The sequence below is a fragment of the Sorangium sp. So ce204 genome, assembly GCF_051526795.1.
Lineage (GTDB): Bacteria > Myxococcota_A > Polyangia > Polyangiales > Polyangiaceae > Sorangium > Sorangium cellulosum_B.
On sequence record NZ_CP150317.1, the window covers coordinates 4,226,432 to 4,243,404 of the forward strand.

Annotated in this window: 14 protein-coding genes; 8 read left to right on the forward strand and 6 right to left on the reverse strand. The window is 71.9% G+C overall.

What is annotated here, in order from left to right; all coding sequences use genetic code 11:
* Nucleotides 1–170 precede the first annotated feature (170 nt).
* Nucleotides 171–1,832 (reverse strand): aminotransferase class I/II-fold pyridoxal phosphate-dependent enzyme, encoded by a 1,662-nt coding sequence (locus tag WMF22_RS15840; RefSeq protein WP_438036276.1) that lies wholly within the window; start codon nt 1,830–1,832, stop codon nt 171–173.
* A gap of 393 nt (nt 1,833–2,225) precedes the next feature.
* Here WMF22_RS15840 and WMF22_RS15845 point away from each other — a divergent pair, with 393 nt between their 5' ends.
* The 4 genes from WMF22_RS15845 to WMF22_RS15860 all read left to right on the forward strand — a co-directional run bounded on the left by WMF22_RS15845 (nt 2,226) and on the right by WMF22_RS15860 (nt 6,746).
* Nucleotides 2,226–3,587, forward strand: coding sequence for a sigma-54-dependent transcriptional regulator (locus WMF22_RS15845; protein ID WP_437299908.1), 1,362 nt, complete (start codon nt 2,226–2,228; stop codon nt 3,585–3,587).
* Nucleotides 3,588–3,682: 95 nt separating this feature from the next.
* Nucleotides 3,683–5,002 (forward strand): PhoH family protein, encoded by a 1,320-nt coding sequence (locus WMF22_RS15850; RefSeq protein WP_437299909.1) that lies wholly within the window; start codon nt 3,683–3,685, stop codon nt 5,000–5,002.
* Between the two features lie 81 nt (nt 5,003–5,083).
* On the forward strand, nt 5,084–6,193 hold the full coding sequence (locus WMF22_RS15855) for a tyrosine/phenylalanine carboxypeptidase domain-containing protein (RefSeq protein ID WP_438036277.1): 1,110 nt from the start codon (nt 5,084–5,086) through the stop codon (nt 6,191–6,193).
* A gap of 340 nt (nt 6,194–6,533) precedes the next feature.
* Nucleotides 6,534–6,746: a hypothetical protein gene (locus WMF22_RS15860; protein ID WP_438036278.1), complete on the forward strand. Its 213-nt coding sequence runs from the start codon at nt 6,534–6,536 to the stop codon at nt 6,744–6,746.
* A 13-nt stretch (nt 6,747–6,759) separates the two neighbouring features.
* Here WMF22_RS15860 and WMF22_RS15865 read toward each other — a convergent pair whose 3' ends face one another.
* The 4 genes from WMF22_RS15865 to WMF22_RS15880 form a co-directional block, all read right to left on the reverse strand.
* Nucleotides 6,760–8,946, reverse strand: coding sequence for a RecQ family ATP-dependent DNA helicase (locus WMF22_RS15865; RefSeq protein ID WP_438036279.1), 2,187 nt, complete (start codon nt 8,944–8,946; stop codon nt 6,760–6,762).
* A gap of 93 nt (nt 8,947–9,039) precedes the next feature.
* Complete coding sequence (locus tag WMF22_RS15870; RefSeq protein ID WP_437299912.1) at nt 9,040–9,732, reverse strand: oxidoreductase; 693 nt, start codon at nt 9,730–9,732, stop codon at nt 9,040–9,042.
* Between the two features lie 243 nt (nt 9,733–9,975).
* On the reverse strand, nt 9,976–10,494 hold the full coding sequence (locus WMF22_RS15875) for an NUDIX hydrolase (protein ID WP_437299913.1): 519 nt from the start codon (nt 10,492–10,494) through the stop codon (nt 9,976–9,978).
* Nucleotides 10,495–10,969: 475 nt separating this feature from the next.
* Nucleotides 10,970–11,554, reverse strand: coding sequence for an FxsA family protein (locus WMF22_RS15880; RefSeq protein ID WP_437299914.1), 585 nt, complete (start codon nt 11,552–11,554; stop codon nt 10,970–10,972).
* A 221-nt stretch (nt 11,555–11,775) separates the two neighbouring features.
* Between WMF22_RS15880 and WMF22_RS15885 the strand changes: the two genes are divergently transcribed.
* The 3 genes from WMF22_RS15885 (at nt 11,776) to WMF22_RS15895 (ending at nt 14,897) form a co-directional block, all read left to right on the forward strand.
* A complete protein-coding gene (locus tag WMF22_RS15885; protein WP_438036280.1) occupies nt 11,776–13,320 on the forward strand; it encodes a lysine 5,6-aminomutase subunit alpha in 1,545 nt (514 codons plus the stop codon).
* A 28-nt stretch (nt 13,321–13,348) separates the two neighbouring features.
* On the forward strand, nt 13,349–13,840 hold the full coding sequence (locus tag WMF22_RS15890) for a hypothetical protein (RefSeq protein ID WP_438036281.1): 492 nt from the start codon (nt 13,349–13,351) through the stop codon (nt 13,838–13,840).
* Nucleotides 13,841–14,162: 322 nt separating this feature from the next.
* Nucleotides 14,163–14,897, forward strand: coding sequence for an OAM dimerization domain-containing protein (locus WMF22_RS15895; RefSeq protein WP_437299917.1), 735 nt, complete (start codon nt 14,163–14,165; stop codon nt 14,895–14,897).
* Nucleotides 14,898–14,901: 4 nt separating this feature from the next.
* On the opposite strand, the gene WMF22_RS15900 is transcribed toward WMF22_RS15895, so the two are convergent.
* The gene (locus WMF22_RS15900; RefSeq protein ID WP_437299918.1) at nt 14,902–15,675 is read right to left on the reverse strand and encodes a J domain-containing protein; all 774 of its coding nucleotides are present in this window, start codon (nt 15,673–15,675) and stop codon (nt 14,902–14,904) included.
* Nucleotides 15,676–15,950: 275 nt separating this feature from the next.
* Between WMF22_RS15900 and WMF22_RS15905 the strand changes: the two genes are divergently transcribed.
* A complete protein-coding gene (locus WMF22_RS15905; protein WP_437299919.1) occupies nt 15,951–16,796 on the forward strand; it encodes an SDR family NAD(P)-dependent oxidoreductase in 846 nt (281 codons plus the stop codon).
* The last annotated feature ends 177 nt before the right edge of the window (nt 16,797–16,973 follow it).

Here is a 16,973-nt window from a genome sequence, read left to right on the forward strand (position 1 = left end):
AGCTGACCACGCCCGCCACGCGGCGAAAATGCCGAACCTGACGGGCGCGCGTCGATCCCGTCGATCCCGTCGATCCCGTCGATCACGTCGATCACGTCGAGCGCGGGGAGCGGGCCCGGAGGGCGCCCCTCGGCGCTCCTCCTGGTTCACCGGCTCACCGGCTCACCGGCTCAGATGACGCCGAACTTCTTGCCGACCTTCTCGAACGCCTCGAGCGCGTGATCGAGGTGCTTGCGCTCATGGGTCGCCATGTAGCTCGTGCGCAGGACCTGTTGCTTGGGCGGGACGCCGGGTGTGATGAACGGATTCACGTAGAGCGAGTAGTCGTCGAGGAGCGACTTCCACATCATCACGGTCTTGAGATCGTCGCGGATGTAGATGGGGATGACGGCCGTCTCGGTCTTGCCGAGCTCGAAGCCGAGCCGCTGCAGCTCCGTGCGCATGTACGTGAAGTTCTCGCGGAGCTTCTCCTGGCGCCAGGGCTCCTCCTGCATGACCTCGAGCGAGGCCATGGCGGCGGCCACGCAGGGCGGCGCGGCGCTCGCCGCGAAGAGGAAGCTGTAGGCGAAATGCTGAATATAATCGAGCACCTTTCGCTCACCGACGAGCCAGCCGCCGATCGAGGCGAGCGACTTCGAGAAGGTGCCGCCGATGAGGTCGACCTCCTTCTCGAGGCCGAAGTGCGCGGCGGTGCCGCGGCCCCCGGGGCCGATGACGCCGAGCGCGTGCGCGTCGTCGACGAGGAGCCGCGCCTTGTGCTTCTTCACCACCTCGACGATCCCGGGCAGACTCGCGATCTCGCCCTGGGCGCTGAAGACGCCGTCGGTGATCACGAGGGCGCCCTCGGTGTCGGCGATCTCGGAGAGCGCGCTGTCGAGCGCGGCGGGATCGCTGTGCTTGTAGCGCACCATCCGGGCGCCGGCCGCCTGCGCGAGCCGCACGCCGTCGTAGATGGATGCGTGATCGTCCTTGTCGATCATCGCGACGCTCCGCTTGTTGCTGAGCAGCGCCGAGATGGTCGCGATGTTCACCTGATAGCCCGTCGTGAACACGAGCCCCGCCTCCTTGCCGTGGTAGGCGGCGAGCTTCTGCTCGAGCTCGTTGTGGAGGCGCATCGACCCGTTCACGAGCCGGGAGCCGGTCATGCTGGTGCCGTATTTGTCGATGGCGTTCCGCGCGGCTTCCCGCACCTTCGGGTGGGTCGTCAGCCCGAGGTAGTTGTTCGAGCCGAGCATGATCACGGTCCGGCCCTCGAGCTGCGCCTCGGGGCCGTTGTTGAAGTCGAGCGGGCGGAAGAAGGGGTAGACGCCCATGGCGCGGGCGTTGTCCGCGGTCATGAACTTGTACGCCTTCTCGAACACGTCGCGCCCGCCGATCCGCGACAGCGACGTCCGCGCCGCCATCTGGGTCGCGAGCTGCTGCTCGGCCGCCGCGGCCACGTAGGTGCCGGCGCCGTTCGCGCCCGCGCCGTTCGCGCCGACGCCGTTCACGTGCGTGCGGGCGGCGCGCTCGCGCGGCGCGTCGCCGCTCGCCGTCTCCTCCACGACCGACAGCCCCGCGCCGCCCGCGGCGGGCTGGCGGGCCGCCGAGCGGGACGGCGTCGCCACGTGGACGCCGGCCTCGTCGTCGAGCGCGGGATCGATGTTCGGGAGCGCGTGCCCGTTGAGCAGGATGTCCCAGGCCTCCGCGGCCCGCTCCCGGGCGGCGCGCAGGCGGTTCTTCGCGTCCATGACCCCCGTGGCGAGCCGCATCACGCGATCGTTGCTGACGACACGGACGACCACGCCCGACGAGGTGAGCTTCTTTGCTTGGTCGACCAGACGATCCTTCATCCTCATGCCCTGGCTCCTCACGCGATCGAATTAAGGGGCGCGGTCCTGTCCGCGAAAGCCGCTCCGGCGTGCAGGATCGAGGCCTCTCGAGCCCCTGCTGGTTCCCTGCGCGTGTCGCCGCTAAAGCAGCCTGCGCGGGCCGCGTCAACTGCCACCACCGCGTCGTCCCGGCGCGCCGCGCGCGCCGCGAAGCGCCGTCGCCGCGCACGCGCATTCCGCGTCGCGCAGGGGCGTTCGCGTGGTGCGCGGCGACGTTCGCAGAGCTCGCCCGCTGTGGGCCCGCGCGCGCCGCGCCCGACTCCCAAACACCGCGGAGGACAGGCTGCGGCAGGGGCAAAGACGCAACTCGTTGCGGAGTGGTGCGCGCCGGTGTAGGAAAAGTTTTCAGGGTGTATGCGCCGTGTCCTAGTCGTTGACGACGAAGAAAACCTGCGCCTCGTGGTGCGCACGTTCCTCAAGCGGGACGGCTACGAGGTCGAGGCGGTCTCGAGCGGCGAGGAGGCGCTCGCGATGGTCGAGACGTTCGGGCCCGACGTCATCCTGACCGACGTCCGGATGCCCAGGATGGGCGGGCTCGATCTGCTGGCGACGCTGAAGGCCAAGGGCAACGAGGCCACGGTCATCGTGATGAGCGCCTACGGCAACGTCGACCTGGCGATCGAGGCGATGAAGGCGGGCGCTTACGATTACCTCCAGAAGCCGTTCAAGGCCGAGGAGGTGCTGCTCACGCTCCGCAAGGCCGAGGAGCGGGAGGCGCTCCGCCGCGAGAACCGCGTCCTGCGCCAGGAGATCCGGCGGGAGAACCTCTTCGAGGAGATCCTCGCGAAGAGCCCGCCGATGCAGGTGATCTTCAAGACGATCGCGAAGGTCGCCGACTACAAGACCACGGCGCTCATCACGGGCGAGAGCGGCGTCGGCAAGGAGCTCGTGGCCCGGGCGATCCACCGGCGGTCGAGCCGCCGCGGCGGGCCGTTCGTCGCGGTCAACTGCGGGGCCATCCCGGAGAACCTGCTGGAGAGCGAGCTCTTCGGGTACAAGCGGGGCGCGTTCACCGACGCGGTGAACGACAGGGCGGGGCTGTTCGAGCAGGCGAACCACGGCACGCTGCTGCTCGACGAGATCGGCGAGCTGCCGCTCCCGCTGCAGGTGAAGCTGCTCCGGGTGCTCCAGGAGGAGACGCTCCGCCGGCTGGGGGACAGCAAGGACATCAAGGTCGACGTCCGCATCCTCGCGGCGACCCACCGCGACCTCTTGGCCGAGACCCAGGCCGGCCGGTTCCGCGAGGACCTCTTCTACCGGATCAACGTGCTCCCGATCGCGATCCCTCCGCTCCGCGAGCGGCGGGAGGACATCCCGATCCTCATGGATCACTTCCTCGCGAGGAACAACGCGCGGTTCGGCATCAACATCCGCGGCTTCGAGCCCGAGGCGAGGCGGCTGCTCCTGGAGTACCGCTGGCCGGGCAACGTGCGGGAGCTGGAGAACACCGTCGAGCGCGCCATGGTGCTCTGCGAAGGCGAGCGCATCGGCGAGGCCGACCTGCCCGAGCGGATCCGCGAGGCGCGCGATCCGATCCAGATGCAGCTGACGAGCGGCGAGCTGTCGATCAAGAAGACGTCCCGCGTCATCGAGGAGATCCTCATCCGGCGCGCGCTCCAGAAGACGAAGGGCAACCGGACCAAGGCGGCCGAGGTGCTGGAGATCAGCCACCGGGCGCTGCTCTACAAGATCAAGGACTACCGGATCGATCTCTGACGACGACGGGCCGGCTGGGACCACAACCGAGCGCGGGCGGCACAAGAGCTCTCTTGCGCCCGTCGCTTCAGGCGGCTACGTCGTCCCGCTCCCCCATGAAGAAGAATTACGTTCTCGACGCGAACGTCCTCCTCCACGATCCGCACGCGATCTTCAGGTTCGAGGACAACGACGTCATCATCCCGATCTACGCGATCGAGGAGATCGATCAGTTCAAGCGGGAGGGCTCCGAGCGCGGGCGCAACGCGAGGACGATCGCCCGGCTGCTCGACGAGGTCCGCGGCGCCGGGACGCTCGCGACCGGGGTGCTGCTCGAGAGCGGCGGGACGCTGCGGATCGCGATCCCGGAGCGGCGGCCGGAGCTGCTCGTGGGGCTGGAGTCCGGATCGCAGGACAACGCCATCCTGCAGACGGCGATCGACATCCGCGATCGGCACAAGGATCGGCCGACCATCTTCGTGACGATGGACACGAACCTCCGGATCCGCGCCGACGCGCTCGGGATCCCGGCGGAGACGTACGAGAACCAGCGGGTGCACGACCCGGCCATCGAGCAGTCGGTGGTGGAGCTCGAGGTGCCCGGCGCCGAGGTCGACGCGTTCTTCCAGAACGGCTCTCTCTCCGGCGCCAACCTCGCGGATCTGTTGCCGAATTCTGCGGTCTTGCTGCGCGACGCGGGGGCGCCGAGCCACACGGCGCTCGGCCGGTTCGACGCCGCGCGCGGGCAGATCGTCGCGCTCCGCGTCGGGCGGGAGGGGGTGATGGGGGTCCGGCCGCGCAACAAGGAGCAGGCGTTCGCGCTGGACCTCCTGCTCGACGATTCGGTCCGGCTGATCACGCTGATCGGCAAGGCCGGGACGGGCAAGACGCTCCTCGCGCTCGCGGCGGCGCTCAAGCGGACGACCGAGGACAACGCCTACAGCCGGCTGCTCGTGAGCCGGCCGATCATGCCGCTCGGGCGCGATCTGGGCTTCCTTCCGGGCGACGTGGACGAGAAGCTGAACCCGTGGATGCAGCCGATCTTCGACAACCTCGAGTTCCTTTTCTCGAACGGCGGCACGAGGCCGGGGCGCGACGCGCGCGGCTTCGTGGAGCTCCTGGAGAGCGGGCAGATCCAGGTCGAGCCGCTGACCTACATCCGGGGGCGCAGCCTGCCGCACCAGTACCTCATCGTGGACGAGGCCCAGAACCTCACCCCGCACGAGGTGAAGACGATCATCACGCGGTGCGGCGAGGGGACCAAGATCGTGCTGACCGGCGACCCTCAGCAGATCGACAACCCGTACGTGGACCACGCGTCGAACGGCCTGCTCGTGGTGGCGGAGCGGTTCAGGCACGAGCGCATCGCGGGTCACGTGGTGCTCGCCAAGGGCGAGCGCAGCGAGCTCGCGGAGCTCGCGGCGAACCTGCTCTGAGGCGGGCGGCACCGGGCGCGCGGCGCTCTCACGGGGCAGGGGCACACGGGGCGGGGGCGTACTTGGAAGGAGCGGCGGGCCGTGGCGCGGCGTCATCGAGCTAGGTCGGCCGAGCGGCCGGCGCCTCCGGCGTGGGTGCCGGACGCGGATCGGCTCCTCGGCGCCGCGGCGCGGCGGATCCGCGTCGTCGGGTCGAGCACGCCGGTGAACCTCGTCGAGGAGCTCGCGCGGCTCGCCGCCTCCTGGGCTCGGAGCGGCGGGGAGCTGCCGCGGTTCACCTACGCGCCCGCGCAGGACCACGGCGATCTCCGGAAGGCGATGGAGGCGGCGGCCGAGCGGCTCGCGGGGCAAGGGGAGCTCGGCGCGGTCTACGCCGGCCGCGCGAGCGAGCTCGCCGCGGAGGCCGCCATCTGCGAGGCCGCGGGCGGGGCCGGGTGCTGGGCCGCCGCGCGCCGCCGCTACGCCGCGCGCGACGCGTTCGACGAGCAGGCGGACGCGCTCGCCGCGGCCTGGGTCGAGCAGGAGGCGGGCGCCGCGCCCGGCGACGAGGTGCGGGTGCGGAGCGATGACGCGCGCTCGCCCCGGTCGCTCGTGTCGCGGATGCGCCGCGAGATCGGGGCGCGGCGCCTCCCCCTCCGGGTCGTGATCGCCGACATCGCGCCGCTCGCCGCGACGGGCGACGGGGTGATCCAGGTCGCGCGGGGGCGCATGCTCACGCGCGACGACGTCGAGCGCACGGTGCTCCACGAGATCGAGGGGCACGCGGCGCCCAGCGTGCGCGCCGCGGCGCTCCCGCTCGGGATCTTCGCGATCGGGACCGCGAACGGGGGCGACGATCAGGAGGGCTGGGCGCTCGCGCGCGAGCGCGCCGCGGGGTACCTGGTCGGCGCCCGCCGGATCGAGCTCGGGCTGCGCCACCTCGCCGCGCGGAGCGTCGAGCGCGGCGCGGGCTTCGTCGAGACCGCGCGGCTTCTCGAGGCGCGCGGCGCGCGCTCCACGGGGGACGCCCTGCGCATCGCGGCGCGTGTCCACCGGGGCGGCGGCCTCGCGCGGGAGGTCGTCTATCTGCCGGCGCTGCTGCGGGTCGAGGCGCTGCTCGTGGAGCAGCCAGCGCTGGGGCCGGTGCTCGCCTCGGGCCGGGTCTCGGTGGGCGCAGCAGCGTCGCTCTCGTCCTGGGCCAGGGAGAGGTGATGGACCGTGGTTGCCCCGCTCGACCGGCGTTGCCCGGATCCATCGGGAGGATGGGAAGCCGGGAAGAAAAGTCCGATCCTGGCTGAACTTCGTGCCTTCCTGTGAAGCCGATCCCATGAAATGAAGGCAGCGCCGGTCGGGTAAGGAGCGGGTGAGGAGCGGGCGAGAAAGGGGGCTGCGTGAAGGGAAGGATCACTCCAGCCGTGCGAGCACGGCATGGAACGCGCTTGAGGTGGTGGCCGGCGGGCGGGCTGCCTCGCGCGTGCGGTCGCATCCGGGTCGACCGCGCGGCGTGCGGCGGCGGCCCTGGGCGCGGATGGGCCGGTGGGCGGAGGTGGGCATGAACTCGAAGAAGGCCATGGAGAGGGAACCCAGGCGGCTGCCGAGGGGAGGCGAGCCCCCGACGGTGGTCCTCAAGGGGGACCTCCATGTCCTGGAGCTCGGTGCGGGCCTGATGCTCGACGTGTTCATCAACGTCGAGGGGCGCCTGACGACGTTCGTCAGCCTGGATGGCCAGCTCATCGCGGAGCTCCGCGTCGCGGGTCTCGCCTGAGGTCCCGGGCCGATCAGGGGCCCGAGAACTCCCGGACGACGCGGAGGATGCCCTCCCCGTAGCTCGAGATCTTCGCCTGCCCCATGCCGCGCGCGAGCGCGAGGTCGTCGAGCGACGCGGGCCGGATCCGCGCGATCTCCCGGAGCGTCCGGTCGTGCGCGATGACGTAGGCGGGCAGCGACTTCTCCTTCGCGAGCGCGGCCCTGTGGGCCCGGAGCGCCTCGAACAGCGGCACGTCGCGCTCCTCGAGCTCGACGCCGGGCTCCGCTTGCGCGCGCGAGGCGGGGAGGGGGGCGCCCGGCGCGGGGCGCGCCGCGTCGTCGGTGGTCGCTGCGGACGTGAACGCCTGCGGGGCCGGCTGCGCGCGCGCCCGCGGGGGGGGCGCGGCCGCCGGCGAGCGCGGAGCGGGCGATGGGCCCGGCGCCGCGCGGAGCGGGCGATGGGCCCGGCGCCGCGCGGCGGGGACCGGGAGCCGCACCCGCGCGGGCACGTCTCCGCGCATCACGCGCCAGCCCGCCGGCGTGATGAGGGGGACGGGGAACTCGCCGGTCGTGAGATCGATCCAGGCGTTGGCGAGCAGCGCGCGGAGGATCGACATCGCCTCGTCGTGGCTCTTTTTCTCGAGGACGCCGAACGTCGAGAGCCGGTCGAGCCCCATGCGGCGGACGCGCTCGTTCGACTCGCCGATCAGCATCGACGCGACCGCCTGCATCCCGGCGCCGCCCTTCACCCGCGCGACGCCGGCGAGCGCGCGGCGCACGAGGTCGTTGTCGCGGGCGAGCGCGGCCGGGTCGCTCGCCTCGAGGGCGTCGACCTCGAGGCAGACGTCGCAGTGGCCGCAGCCGCCGAGCGACTCGGCCTCGTCGCCGAAGTAGCGGAGGATGAAGTCGTGCCGGCACGTCGCGGCGTCGACGTAGCGGAGCAGCTCGCGGAACAGCCCCCAGGCGCGCGCGGCGTCGTCGGCGCTCGCCTCGACGCCCCCCTCGCCGAGCTGGCAGAGCCGGCGGCGCAGCGCGATGTCCGCGGGCGCGAACAAGAGGAGGCCGCGGGCCGGGGCGCCGTCCCGCCCGGCGCGGCCGACCTCCTGGTAATACGCCTCGATCGACGACGGCGGCTGGGCGTGCACGACGAGGCGGACGTCGGGGCGATCGATCCCCATGCCGAAGGCGTTCGTGGCCACGACCACGGAGAGGCTGCGATCGGCGAAGCCCGCCGAGATGCGCGCGCGGGACTCGGGGGCGAGCCCGGCGTGATACGCTTCCGCGTTCCAGCCGGCGTCGCGGAGCGCCTCGGCGAGGCGCTCGGCTCCCTTGCGGGTGGCCGCGTAGACGATGCCCGCCCCGCGGGGCCGCCCGGGATCGCCGAGGGCCTCCATCAGCGCGCGCGCCGTGCGGCGCCCGGCCTCGCGCGGGCCGTCGACGGCGGAGACCTGCAGGTGGAGGTTGGGCCGGGCGAAGCCGCGCAGGATCACCTTGGGCGGCGGCTCCTCGGGGCCGCGCCCGCTCACCGCATCGCCGCCGCCGTCGCCCGCGCCGTCGAGCGCGGGCAGCGGCCAGCCGAGCCGGCGGATGATCTCGTCGCGCGCGTCGGGGGTCGCCGTCGCGGTGCAGGCGAGGACCCGGGGCGGCCGGAGCCGCGCGAGCGCGGCGCCGATGCGCAGGTAGTCGGGCCGGAAGTCGTGCCCCCACTGGACGATGCAGTGCGCCTCGTCGACGGCGACGAGCGAGAGGCGGCACGCGGCGAGCGCCTCGAGGAACCCGTCGAGGGCGAGGCGCTCGGGCGCGGCGTAGACGAGCTTGTACTCGCCGCGGCGGAGGGCGGCGAGGCGGCGGCCGTTCTCCTCGCGCGCGAGGCTGGACGCGATGAACGTCGCCGGGATGCCGCGCGCCTCGAGGGCGCGGACCTGATCTTCCATCAGGGAGATGAGCGGGCTCAGGACGAGCGCCGTGCCGGGCAGGGCGACGGCCGGGAGCTGGTAGCAGAGCGATTTGCCGCCGCCGGTCGGGGCGACCACGAGGACGCGCCCCGCGCCCCCGAGCAGGGCCTCGATCGCCTCGCGCTGCCACGGCCGGAACGCGGCGATGCCGAACCGCTCCGCGAGCACGGCGTCGAGCGACGGCGGCGGGCTCTCCGGCGGGCGCAGCGGGGAGGGGGCGAGGCGCTCGGTCACGATCGGCGAGGGGCGTTCAGCGAGGACCATGGCGGCGTCATCGAGCGAGCGCCGTGCCTGCCGAGAGCCCTAGCATTTTCGCGCGCTTGCGTCGCCAGGTGGGTGGCGGCGCCATGGCGGTGATCAGGCCTGGACGACGCCGATGCCCTTGGCGAGCGCTTCCATGTCGTCGAAGTGATAGACGTGGCGACCGCTGCGCCCGTCGAGCGCGGCGGCGACCATCGCGCCGGCGACGGTCCTCGCGTCGATGGGCCGGTACCTGCGCAGGCCGCCCTTCATCGTGAACCGGAGCGTCTGCGCCGCCGCGACGCCGATGGCCTCGCCCTTCCTGACCTCGCCCCGCTCGCCGAGGAGCAGGCTCGGCCTGAGGACGTGGACCGCCGCGAAGCTCGCCGCCGAGAGCTCCTGCTCGAGCTCGCCCTTCACGCGCAGGTAGAAGCTGGTCGAGCGCGGATCGGCGCCCACGGAGGAGACCAGGACGAACTGCTTCACCCCGGCCTTCTCGGCGAGCCTGGCGACGGTGATGGGGTAGCGATAATCGATCTCGTAGAAGGCCTCTTCGGAGCCGGCCTTGGCGATCGTCGTCCCGAGCGCACAGAACACGTCGCTCACGCCGGCGAAGTCCGCGCCTTCGAGCCGGTCGAAGTCGACGATGCGCTGCGAGAGCCGCGCGTCCTCGATCGGGGCCGGGCGGCGGAGCAGGGCGACGACCTTCGTGTACGCTGGCTGTTGCACGAGGAGGCGCAGGCAGTGGCCGCCGACGAGGCCCGTTCCTCCCACGATGAGAGCTGTCTTGTCGACCGTCATGTCTTCCATGTCCGTGCGGAATCACCCGCGGAGAGCGCCGCCGCGGGGATCCACAGCCGTACCACGCAGCGTAACGCAAGCGGCGCGCGAACCATAGCGGCCGGCCGCGCGCGGCGCGAGCGGACCGACGGCGCGGCCTCCCCACGCTTCCTTTCCTGGTGTGTCCGGGCGCTACATGCTCAGTCTTGGTCAGTCACGCGCCAGCCACGCGCCGCGCTCGCCCGGAGCAGCATAGACGGACGACCGCTGTCCTCAGGTGAGCGGCGCGCTGGCGACCTTCTGCGAGCGCTTCGCGCGCTGGGCGTGGAAGGCCTTGACCGCCATCGGGATGACCAGCTCCCGGTGCTTGGGTACCAGGTTGTTCGGCAGCTGCTCGACTGGCCACCAGGCGCCCGTCGCCGGGACCTCGGCGAGCTTCGCCTGATGGACCCGGGAGAGCATCCAGCCGCGCGCGGCGGCCGAGAAGTAGTCGCCGACGAACGTGAAGTCGGAGATCGTCATCCCGACCCGGTGGAGGACGTGCTCGGGCTGCTCGCCCGGCGAGAGGACGCTGCCGGGGCAGCACCACTCTCCAGGGCCTGCCGCCGACGCTCCGCGCTGTGTCAGGAGCACCTCGATGGCGCCGGAGTCCGCGTTCCTCCGGAGGCATACGGCGTCCGCGGCGAGGTGGATGGGGAGCCGGGAAAGAGCGTTGATGAGCGAGCTGCCGAGCGGCTCCCGTGGATCGACGTACCCGAGGAGCCAGCCGGCCATCGACTTGATGAGCCTCATCTCGGCATCCTCCGCGAGGGCGCGCGGCGGGGCCGCTGGAGCACCGCCCGCCGGGCGTTCAGGCGAGCGCGCCGGCGCTGCTCAGGCCTGGACGTCGTGCCAGGGTCGTTCTTCGCGCTGCTGCCGGGGCGGCGCGGCCGGGTCGATGGGATAGAGGTTCGAGTTGGATCTTTCATAGAGGTTGCTGCGTTGGTGTCGTTGTGCGTTGTTGCATGATGTTGCGCAGGTTCAGATCTTCATGTCGTTTCTCCTGGGATGTCGGGCTGCGCCGACGACGTTGAGGAGCGTACAATGCGCTCTGTTTCTTTGTCGTTTCAGTCGTGCAGCTCGGACGTGAATCGTTGTCCTGCGTCGTTGCTCGCGTGTACCGCCGAGCTCCTGACGCCGGTGTTCGGGGGTCGTGCGTGAGAGTCGCTGGTGCTCCGGGCAGCGCGAGCGCGCCTGCGTTCGCCGGGGCATCGATGACACCTGGGTGTCAGCCGGGCAGTCGTCGCGTCGTCCGCGCTGGCCCGCCGGCTTCATCCTCCTCGGCGCTCTCGGTCACCTCCGCATCGACGTCGATGACCTGCCATGACGCCGGTTGCCCGCGGGACGCGCCGGCGCGCTCGCCGAACGGCCCGCCGCTCAGGTCGATGACCTTCATGCTGAAGAACGCGCCGTTGCCCGGGCCGCCGACGCCGATGCCGGCGGCGCTCGCCGCGGCCACCCGCCGCTCGAACCGCTCCCGCACCACCGCCGCGATGCGACGGCGCACCGGCGGGAGCAGGAGCAGGAGCCCTGCCACGTCGGTCAGCACCCCCGGCGTGACGAGCAGGGCCGCCCCGAGGAGCACAAGGAGCCCTCCCGTGAGCCCCTCGTCCGGGACGCGCCCCGCGGCCATCGCGCCGCGCCACGAGGCGAGCACCTTGAGCCCCTCGCGCTTCGCGAGCGCCGCGCCGAGGACCGCCGTCCCGAGCGCGATCGCCACGGTAGGCCAGAAGCCGATGACGTCGCCGATCGACAGGAGGAGCCAGAGCTCCAGGAACGGGAGCGCCGTGAAGAGCAGGATGAGCTTGCCCATGACCCCCGTCGTCTAGCGCCGCTCGCCGCGCCGCGCACGCGTGAGGCCGCCCGCCGCCGGCGTCGCTGCCGGGCGCCGTGCGCCGTCATCACGCGCCGCGCGCCGTCATCGGCCGCCGCTGAGTCCCGCGAGGCCGGCTGTTCCATGCTCCGCCATGGATTCTGCGCCGGAGTACCGGCCGCGGGGAGAGTGCGCTAAGAGCGCTTGCCCCGGAGAAATCCATGACGACTGTCCCCGTGGAGCAGGAAAAGGTGGAGGCGTGCCGCGCGTTTGCCGCCGACATCGCCGACGAGGTGCAGCGCTTCATCGACCGCCACACAACGGTCGGCGTCGAGCGCACGGTCGCCCGCGCCTACGGCGTGGTCGGCGCCGACGCCGAGGGGACGCCGCTCGTGAACGCGCTCGTCGATCGCATCCACAGGGCGGGGCAAGCCGGCCGCGGTGTCGCGTACCACCTCGGCCGGGCGCTCTGCGAGGGCGCCGGCTCGGTGCAGGAGGCCGCGGAGATGCTGGCGTTCAGCGAGGCGGCCGACCTCGGCGCGGGGCCCTCCGCGGCCGAGGCGCGCGGCGCGCTCGAGGCCGCGACGCGGGAGGCGATCGCCCGGATCGACAGGGCCCGCGATGAGCGCGAGGCCACCAAGGCGGCGCACCGGGTCGGCGTCGCGCCGCTCAAGTACGTCATCGTCGCGACGGGCAACATTTACGACGACGCCGTGCAGGCCAAGGCCGCCGGGTTCGCCGGCGCCGACGTCGTCGCCGTGATCCGCGCGACCGCCCAGTCGCTCCTCGACTACGTCCCGGAGGGGCCGACCACCGAGGGATACGGCGGCACGTACGCGACCCAGGAGAACTTCAGGATCATCCGCCGCGCCACCGACGAGGCGACCCGCGACACAGGCACCTACCTCGCGCAGACGAACTACTCGTCCGGCCTCTGCATGAGCGAGATCGCCTGGATGGCGGCGGTGGAGCGCCTCGACATGCTGCTCAACGACGCGATGTACGGGATCCTGTTCCGCGACATCAACATGCAGCGGACGTTCATCGATCAGTATTTCTCCCGCAGGATCATCGCGAGGAGCGGCATCGTCATCAACACGGGAGAGGACAACTACCTCACGACCGCCGACGCGGTCGAGAAGGCCCATACGGTGCTCGCGTCGCAGTTCATCAACGAGGCGTTCGCGCGGCGCGCGGGCCTCCGCGAGGAGCAGATGGGCCTCGGCCACGCCTTCGAGATCGACCCCTGGCTCGAGGACAGCCTCCTCTTCGAGCTCGCCCAGGCGCAGCTCGTCCGGCAGATCTTCGACAGGCACCCGATCAAGTGGATGCCGCCCACCAAGTTCAAGACAGGCGACATCTTCCACAGCCACGTCCACGACGCGATGTTCAACCTGGTCGGGATCACGACCGGCCAGTCGATCGAGCTGCTCGGGATGTTCAGCGAGGCGGTCCACACACCGCTCCTCATGGACCGGTATCTCTCGCTGAAGAGCGCTCGCTACATCTTCACGGCGGCGCGGCACCTCGGCGACGAAATCCAGTGGAAGCCGGGCGGCATCGTCGAGCGGCGCGCCCGCGAGGTCCTCGACAAGGCGCACGAGCTGCTGCAGGAGGTCGAGTGGGAGACCGTCTGGGACGCCATCGGGCGCGGCGCGTTCGGCGACGTCAGGCGCACGCGCACCGGGGGGAAGGGGTACTCGGGGGTCGTCGCGCGCCACCCGGAGTACCTGAACCCGATCCTCGACGTGCTCGAGCGGCCATAAGACGACCGGAATCTGCGAGCATGGGCGCATGAGCGGAAGGATGCCCGAGGGGACACGGCGCGGCGGTTCGCCTTACCGGAGCGACGCGACCGACGCGGTGCGGCTCGAGATCCTCGAGGATCGGGTCGCGGAGCAGCGGCAGGCGCTCGACCGACAGCAGCGCGCGATCGACGAGCTCAGGGAGGAGATCGAGCGGATGCGCGCTCAGCTCGCTCACCTCCCGGCGCCCGCGCCCCCTGCGAAGGCGAAGCCGCCGAAGGGGGACGGCGTCCGCCGCGCGGCCGAGGATCTCCTGCGCCGCGCGGGTCGCATTCCCTCGTCCGACGTGTTCGCCGAGCTGCGCAAGCTGGTCGACGCCCACCCGTCGCACGGCTTCATCGAGGAGCTCGTCGATCGGGTCCGCTGCGCCCGCTGCGCGCGGCGGATCCGACGCCCGGACCCCAGCGAGCCGGCCCGCCACGAGCGGTACTGGTCGGGTCGATGCCCGCGCTGCAACGAGCCCCTCTCCTTCCAGCGCTGACGCGCCGATCGAGGGGAACGGGACGAGACGATCGGAAAAGGGACCGCCGAGGCGCCATGGACGCCAGGAACCCCTGGATCTCTATTCCTTACATCCTGGCGTCTCACTCCCTTCTCGTCCCAGCACAGCGCCAGAGTCGGGCTCGAACCGCTCCGGGAAGCGACGTCACTGGAGTCTTCAAACCGCATGCTCTCTGAGCTTTCGTGTCGTTTTCGCTCGCTCTCTGCGGCGCGAACGCCCTAGCCGCGCGAGGCCGCCTGGCGCTACTGTCAACGAGGGATCGGCGCAGTCCGCCCCCTGTAGCCTGTAGACGGAGGTGAGCATGACACAGCGAAACATCCTGCGTGCGTATGGCGACCGAGAGGGGGACGGGATGGTCCAGATGTCGTTCACGCTCCGCGTCCTGCCGGGTGACCGCGCGCGCGAGGCGGCGAAGCGCTTTGCCGAGTCGCACGGCCTGCGCGAGCCGCTGGTCACGGCGATGGAGCAGGCCAGCCGGGAGCACACGTATTTCGTCGTTTACGGGCACTCCCAGCACGGGGTCGACCTCTCGGACATCGAGGTCCAGGAGCTCGCCGCCCAGCCGCTCACCCGGGACGACATCGAGGCGCAGGCGAAGAAGCTCGGCCGGAAGATCGTGGTCGTGGGGGCGTGCACCGGCAGCGACGCGCACACGGTCGGCATCGACGCGATCCTGAACTACAAGGGGTTCGCTGGCGAGAAGGGGCTCGAGAGCTTCAAGTGCTTCGACGCCCACAACCTCGGCGCGCAGGTCGAGAACGCCGAGCTCTGCGAGAAGGCCAAGGCGCTCGGCGCGGACGCGATCCTGGTCTCGCAGGTGATCACGCAGCGGAACTGCCACAAGGAGAACGCGGCGGCGCTCGTCGACCTGGCGACGCGCCAGGGCTTCCGGGACAAGGTGATCCTGCTGCTCGGCGGCCCGCGCATCGATCACAACCTGGCCGTCGAGCTCGGCTTCGACGCTGGCTTCGGCCCGGGCACCAAGCCGATCACCGTGGCGTCGTTCCTGATCGAGCGCCTCGTGGGCCGGGCGTAGGCGGTCAGGCGACGAGCAGGTGGTAGGCGGCCGAGAGCTCGGCGAACCGCGCGGTGCGCTGGGCGCCGTCGCCGGCGTGCGCGGCGGCGCGGTCGGGGTGCAGGGACGCGGCCAGGCGGCGGAATGCGCGGCGGATCTCGGCCTCGGTCGCGCCCTCGCGCAGACCCAGCACGTCGAGCGCCCGGCGGCGCGGCTCGTCCGCCCGAGCGGCGCGCGGCGGCGCGCCCGCCGGCCCGCCGTGCGCGGCGCGCGCCGACGAGCCGGCGCGCCGCTGCCGATCCCGCGCGCGCGGGCGGCCGTGGAGGAAATCGCTCGGCGGGAGCGGGCCGGTCTGCCGCAGCGACCCGGCGAGGGGCCTCGCCGTGTGGAAGCAGATGGTCGCCTCCTCGATGCTGAAGAGCGCCTCGAGGCGCGCGCGGAGCTGGATCCGGAGCGCGCGGTCGACCGCGCTCGCCGGGATGAGCCCCGCCGCCACGAGCACCTCGCCCGTCCGGCGCCCCCGGTGCGCGGCGACGAGCGCGGCGAGCCGCTGGATCGACGGCTCGGGCGCGGAGCCCTCCTTCGCGAGGATCTCGCCGAGGCGGGGCACCCGGAGCGGCGTCTCGACGGCCGTGACGAGGCCGGAGAAGAGCTGGATCCGGTGCTGGCGGCCCGGCACCGTCGAGCCGCTCGGCGTCCGGAGCTCGCAGAGCTCCAGGAGCCCGGTGGTCTTCTCGCGGTGCAGCGCGCCGAGCAGGTCTCCCAGGGTCGACGTGGAAAGGCGGCTGGGCAGTTGCATCGAAGGCGGCGTTATCACTGCCGCGCTCGATCGGCCAAAGAAGCGGCGCGGGCGCCCGGGCGCGCGGCTGTCGCTCTGGCCGGACGGGCCCGCTCGCGCGCACCGTCGCTCGGCGCTCGCTCGTCCCTCGCTCGGCCCTCGCTCGGTCCTCGCTCGATTGCGTTGCGCGCGCCTGCGCGCACGAATGTGTGCCCGGGCCGGGGCCCGCCGTGCGAAGCTCCGCGCGAAAACGGCACGGCGCACCGCGCCGGCGCGCGGATCAGGAGGAATCTGCGATGGGCTTGCTCGACGGGAAGGTCGCGATCATCACGGGAGCCGGCGGCGGGATCGGCCGCGAGGAAGCGCTGCTGTTCGCCCGGGAGGGCGCGAAGGTCGTCGTCAACGACCTCGGCGGGACGCGCGACGGGTCGGGCTCGAGCGACGCGATGGCGGCGCAGGTCGCGGAGGAGATCAAGGCCGCGGGCGGGCAGGCCGCGCCGAGCTTCGACAGCGTGGCGACCCCCGAGGGCGCGGCGAAGATCGTGAAGACCGCCGTCGATGCGTTCGGCCGGGTCGACATCCTGGTGAACAACGCGGGAATCGTCCGCGACAAGACGCTCCTCAAGATGGATGAGGGCATGTGGGACGCCGTCATCGCCGTTCACCTGAAGGGGACGTTCCTTTGCACGCAGGCCGCCGCGAAGCAGATGGTCGCGCAGGGCGGGGGAGGGCGGATCGTCAACACCACGAGCGTCTCCGGGATGCTCGGCAACTTCGGGCAGGCCAACTACGCGGCGGCCAAGGCCGGCATCTACGGCCTGACCCGCACCGCCGCGATCGAGCTGCAGAAGCAACGGATCACCGTCAACGCGATCGCGCCCATCGCCAAGACCCGCATGACGGAGGATCTGCCCATGTTCCAATCGGCGGGCGACACGCTCACGCCGGCGCACGTGGCGCCTGCGGCGCTGTTCCTCGCGTCCGACCTGTGCGCCGACAAGACCGGCAACGTCCTCGCCGTCGCCGGTGCACAGATGTACATTTACAAGGTCGTCCAGAGCCCCGGGAAGTTCAAGGACGAGGGCGGCGTCTGGACGGCGCAGGAGATCGCGGATCACTGGGACGCGATCATCAAGCTCTGATCCTGGCGACGGCGCAGGGCGCCTCGCCGAGGGCGGGCGCGGGGGCGCCGGGGCGCGGGGAGCGCGGGAGCGCGAGCCGACCGTTGCTGCGCTGATCCCTGGATGCTAGGTTCGAACCGCTTCCGGGGTACGTTTGGCGCATCGGCGCACTGTTCGAGCAGGTCGTTCACGCGGAGT

Bases quoted from the DNA above. Each gene is read 5' to 3' on its own strand.
- WMF22_RS15840 (WP_438036276.1), bottom strand. From the start codon at position 1,832: ATGAAGGATCGTCTGGTCGACCAAGCAAAGAAGCTCACCTCGTCGGGC.
- WMF22_RS15845 (WP_437299908.1), top strand. From the start codon at position 2,226: ATGCGCCGTGTCCTAGTCGTTGACGACGAAGAAAACCTGCGCCTCGTG.
- WMF22_RS15850 (WP_437299909.1), top strand. From the start codon at position 3,683: ATGAAGAAGAATTACGTTCTCGACGCGAACGTCCTCCTCCACGATCCG.
- WMF22_RS15860 (WP_438036278.1), top strand. From the start codon at position 6,534: ATGAACTCGAAGAAGGCCATGGAGAGGGAACCCAGGCGGCTGCCGAGG.
- WMF22_RS15865 (WP_438036279.1), bottom strand. From the start codon at position 8,946: ATGGTCCTCGCTGAACGCCCCTCGCCGATCGTGACCGAGCGCCTCGCC.
- WMF22_RS15870 (WP_437299912.1), bottom strand. From the start codon at position 9,732: ATGGAAGACATGACGGTCGACAAGACAGCTCTCATCGTGGGAGGAACG.
- WMF22_RS15875 (WP_437299913.1), bottom strand. From the start codon at position 10,494: ATGAGGCTCATCAAGTCGATGGCCGGCTGGCTCCTCGGGTACGTCGAT.
- WMF22_RS15880 (WP_437299914.1), bottom strand. From the start codon at position 11,554: ATGGGCAAGCTCATCCTGCTCTTCACGGCGCTCCCGTTCCTGGAGCTC.
- WMF22_RS15885 (WP_438036280.1), top strand. From the start codon at position 11,776: ATGACGACTGTCCCCGTGGAGCAGGAAAAGGTGGAGGCGTGCCGCGCG.
- WMF22_RS15890 (WP_438036281.1), top strand. From the start codon at position 13,349: ATGAGCGGAAGGATGCCCGAGGGGACACGGCGCGGCGGTTCGCCTTAC.
- WMF22_RS15895 (WP_437299917.1), top strand. From the start codon at position 14,163: ATGACACAGCGAAACATCCTGCGTGCGTATGGCGACCGAGAGGGGGAC.
- WMF22_RS15900 (WP_437299918.1), bottom strand. From the start codon at position 15,675: ATGCAACTGCCCAGCCGCCTTTCCACGTCGACCCTGGGAGACCTGCTC.
- WMF22_RS15905 (WP_437299919.1), top strand. From the start codon at position 15,951: ATGGGCTTGCTCGACGGGAAGGTCGCGATCATCACGGGAGCCGGCGGC.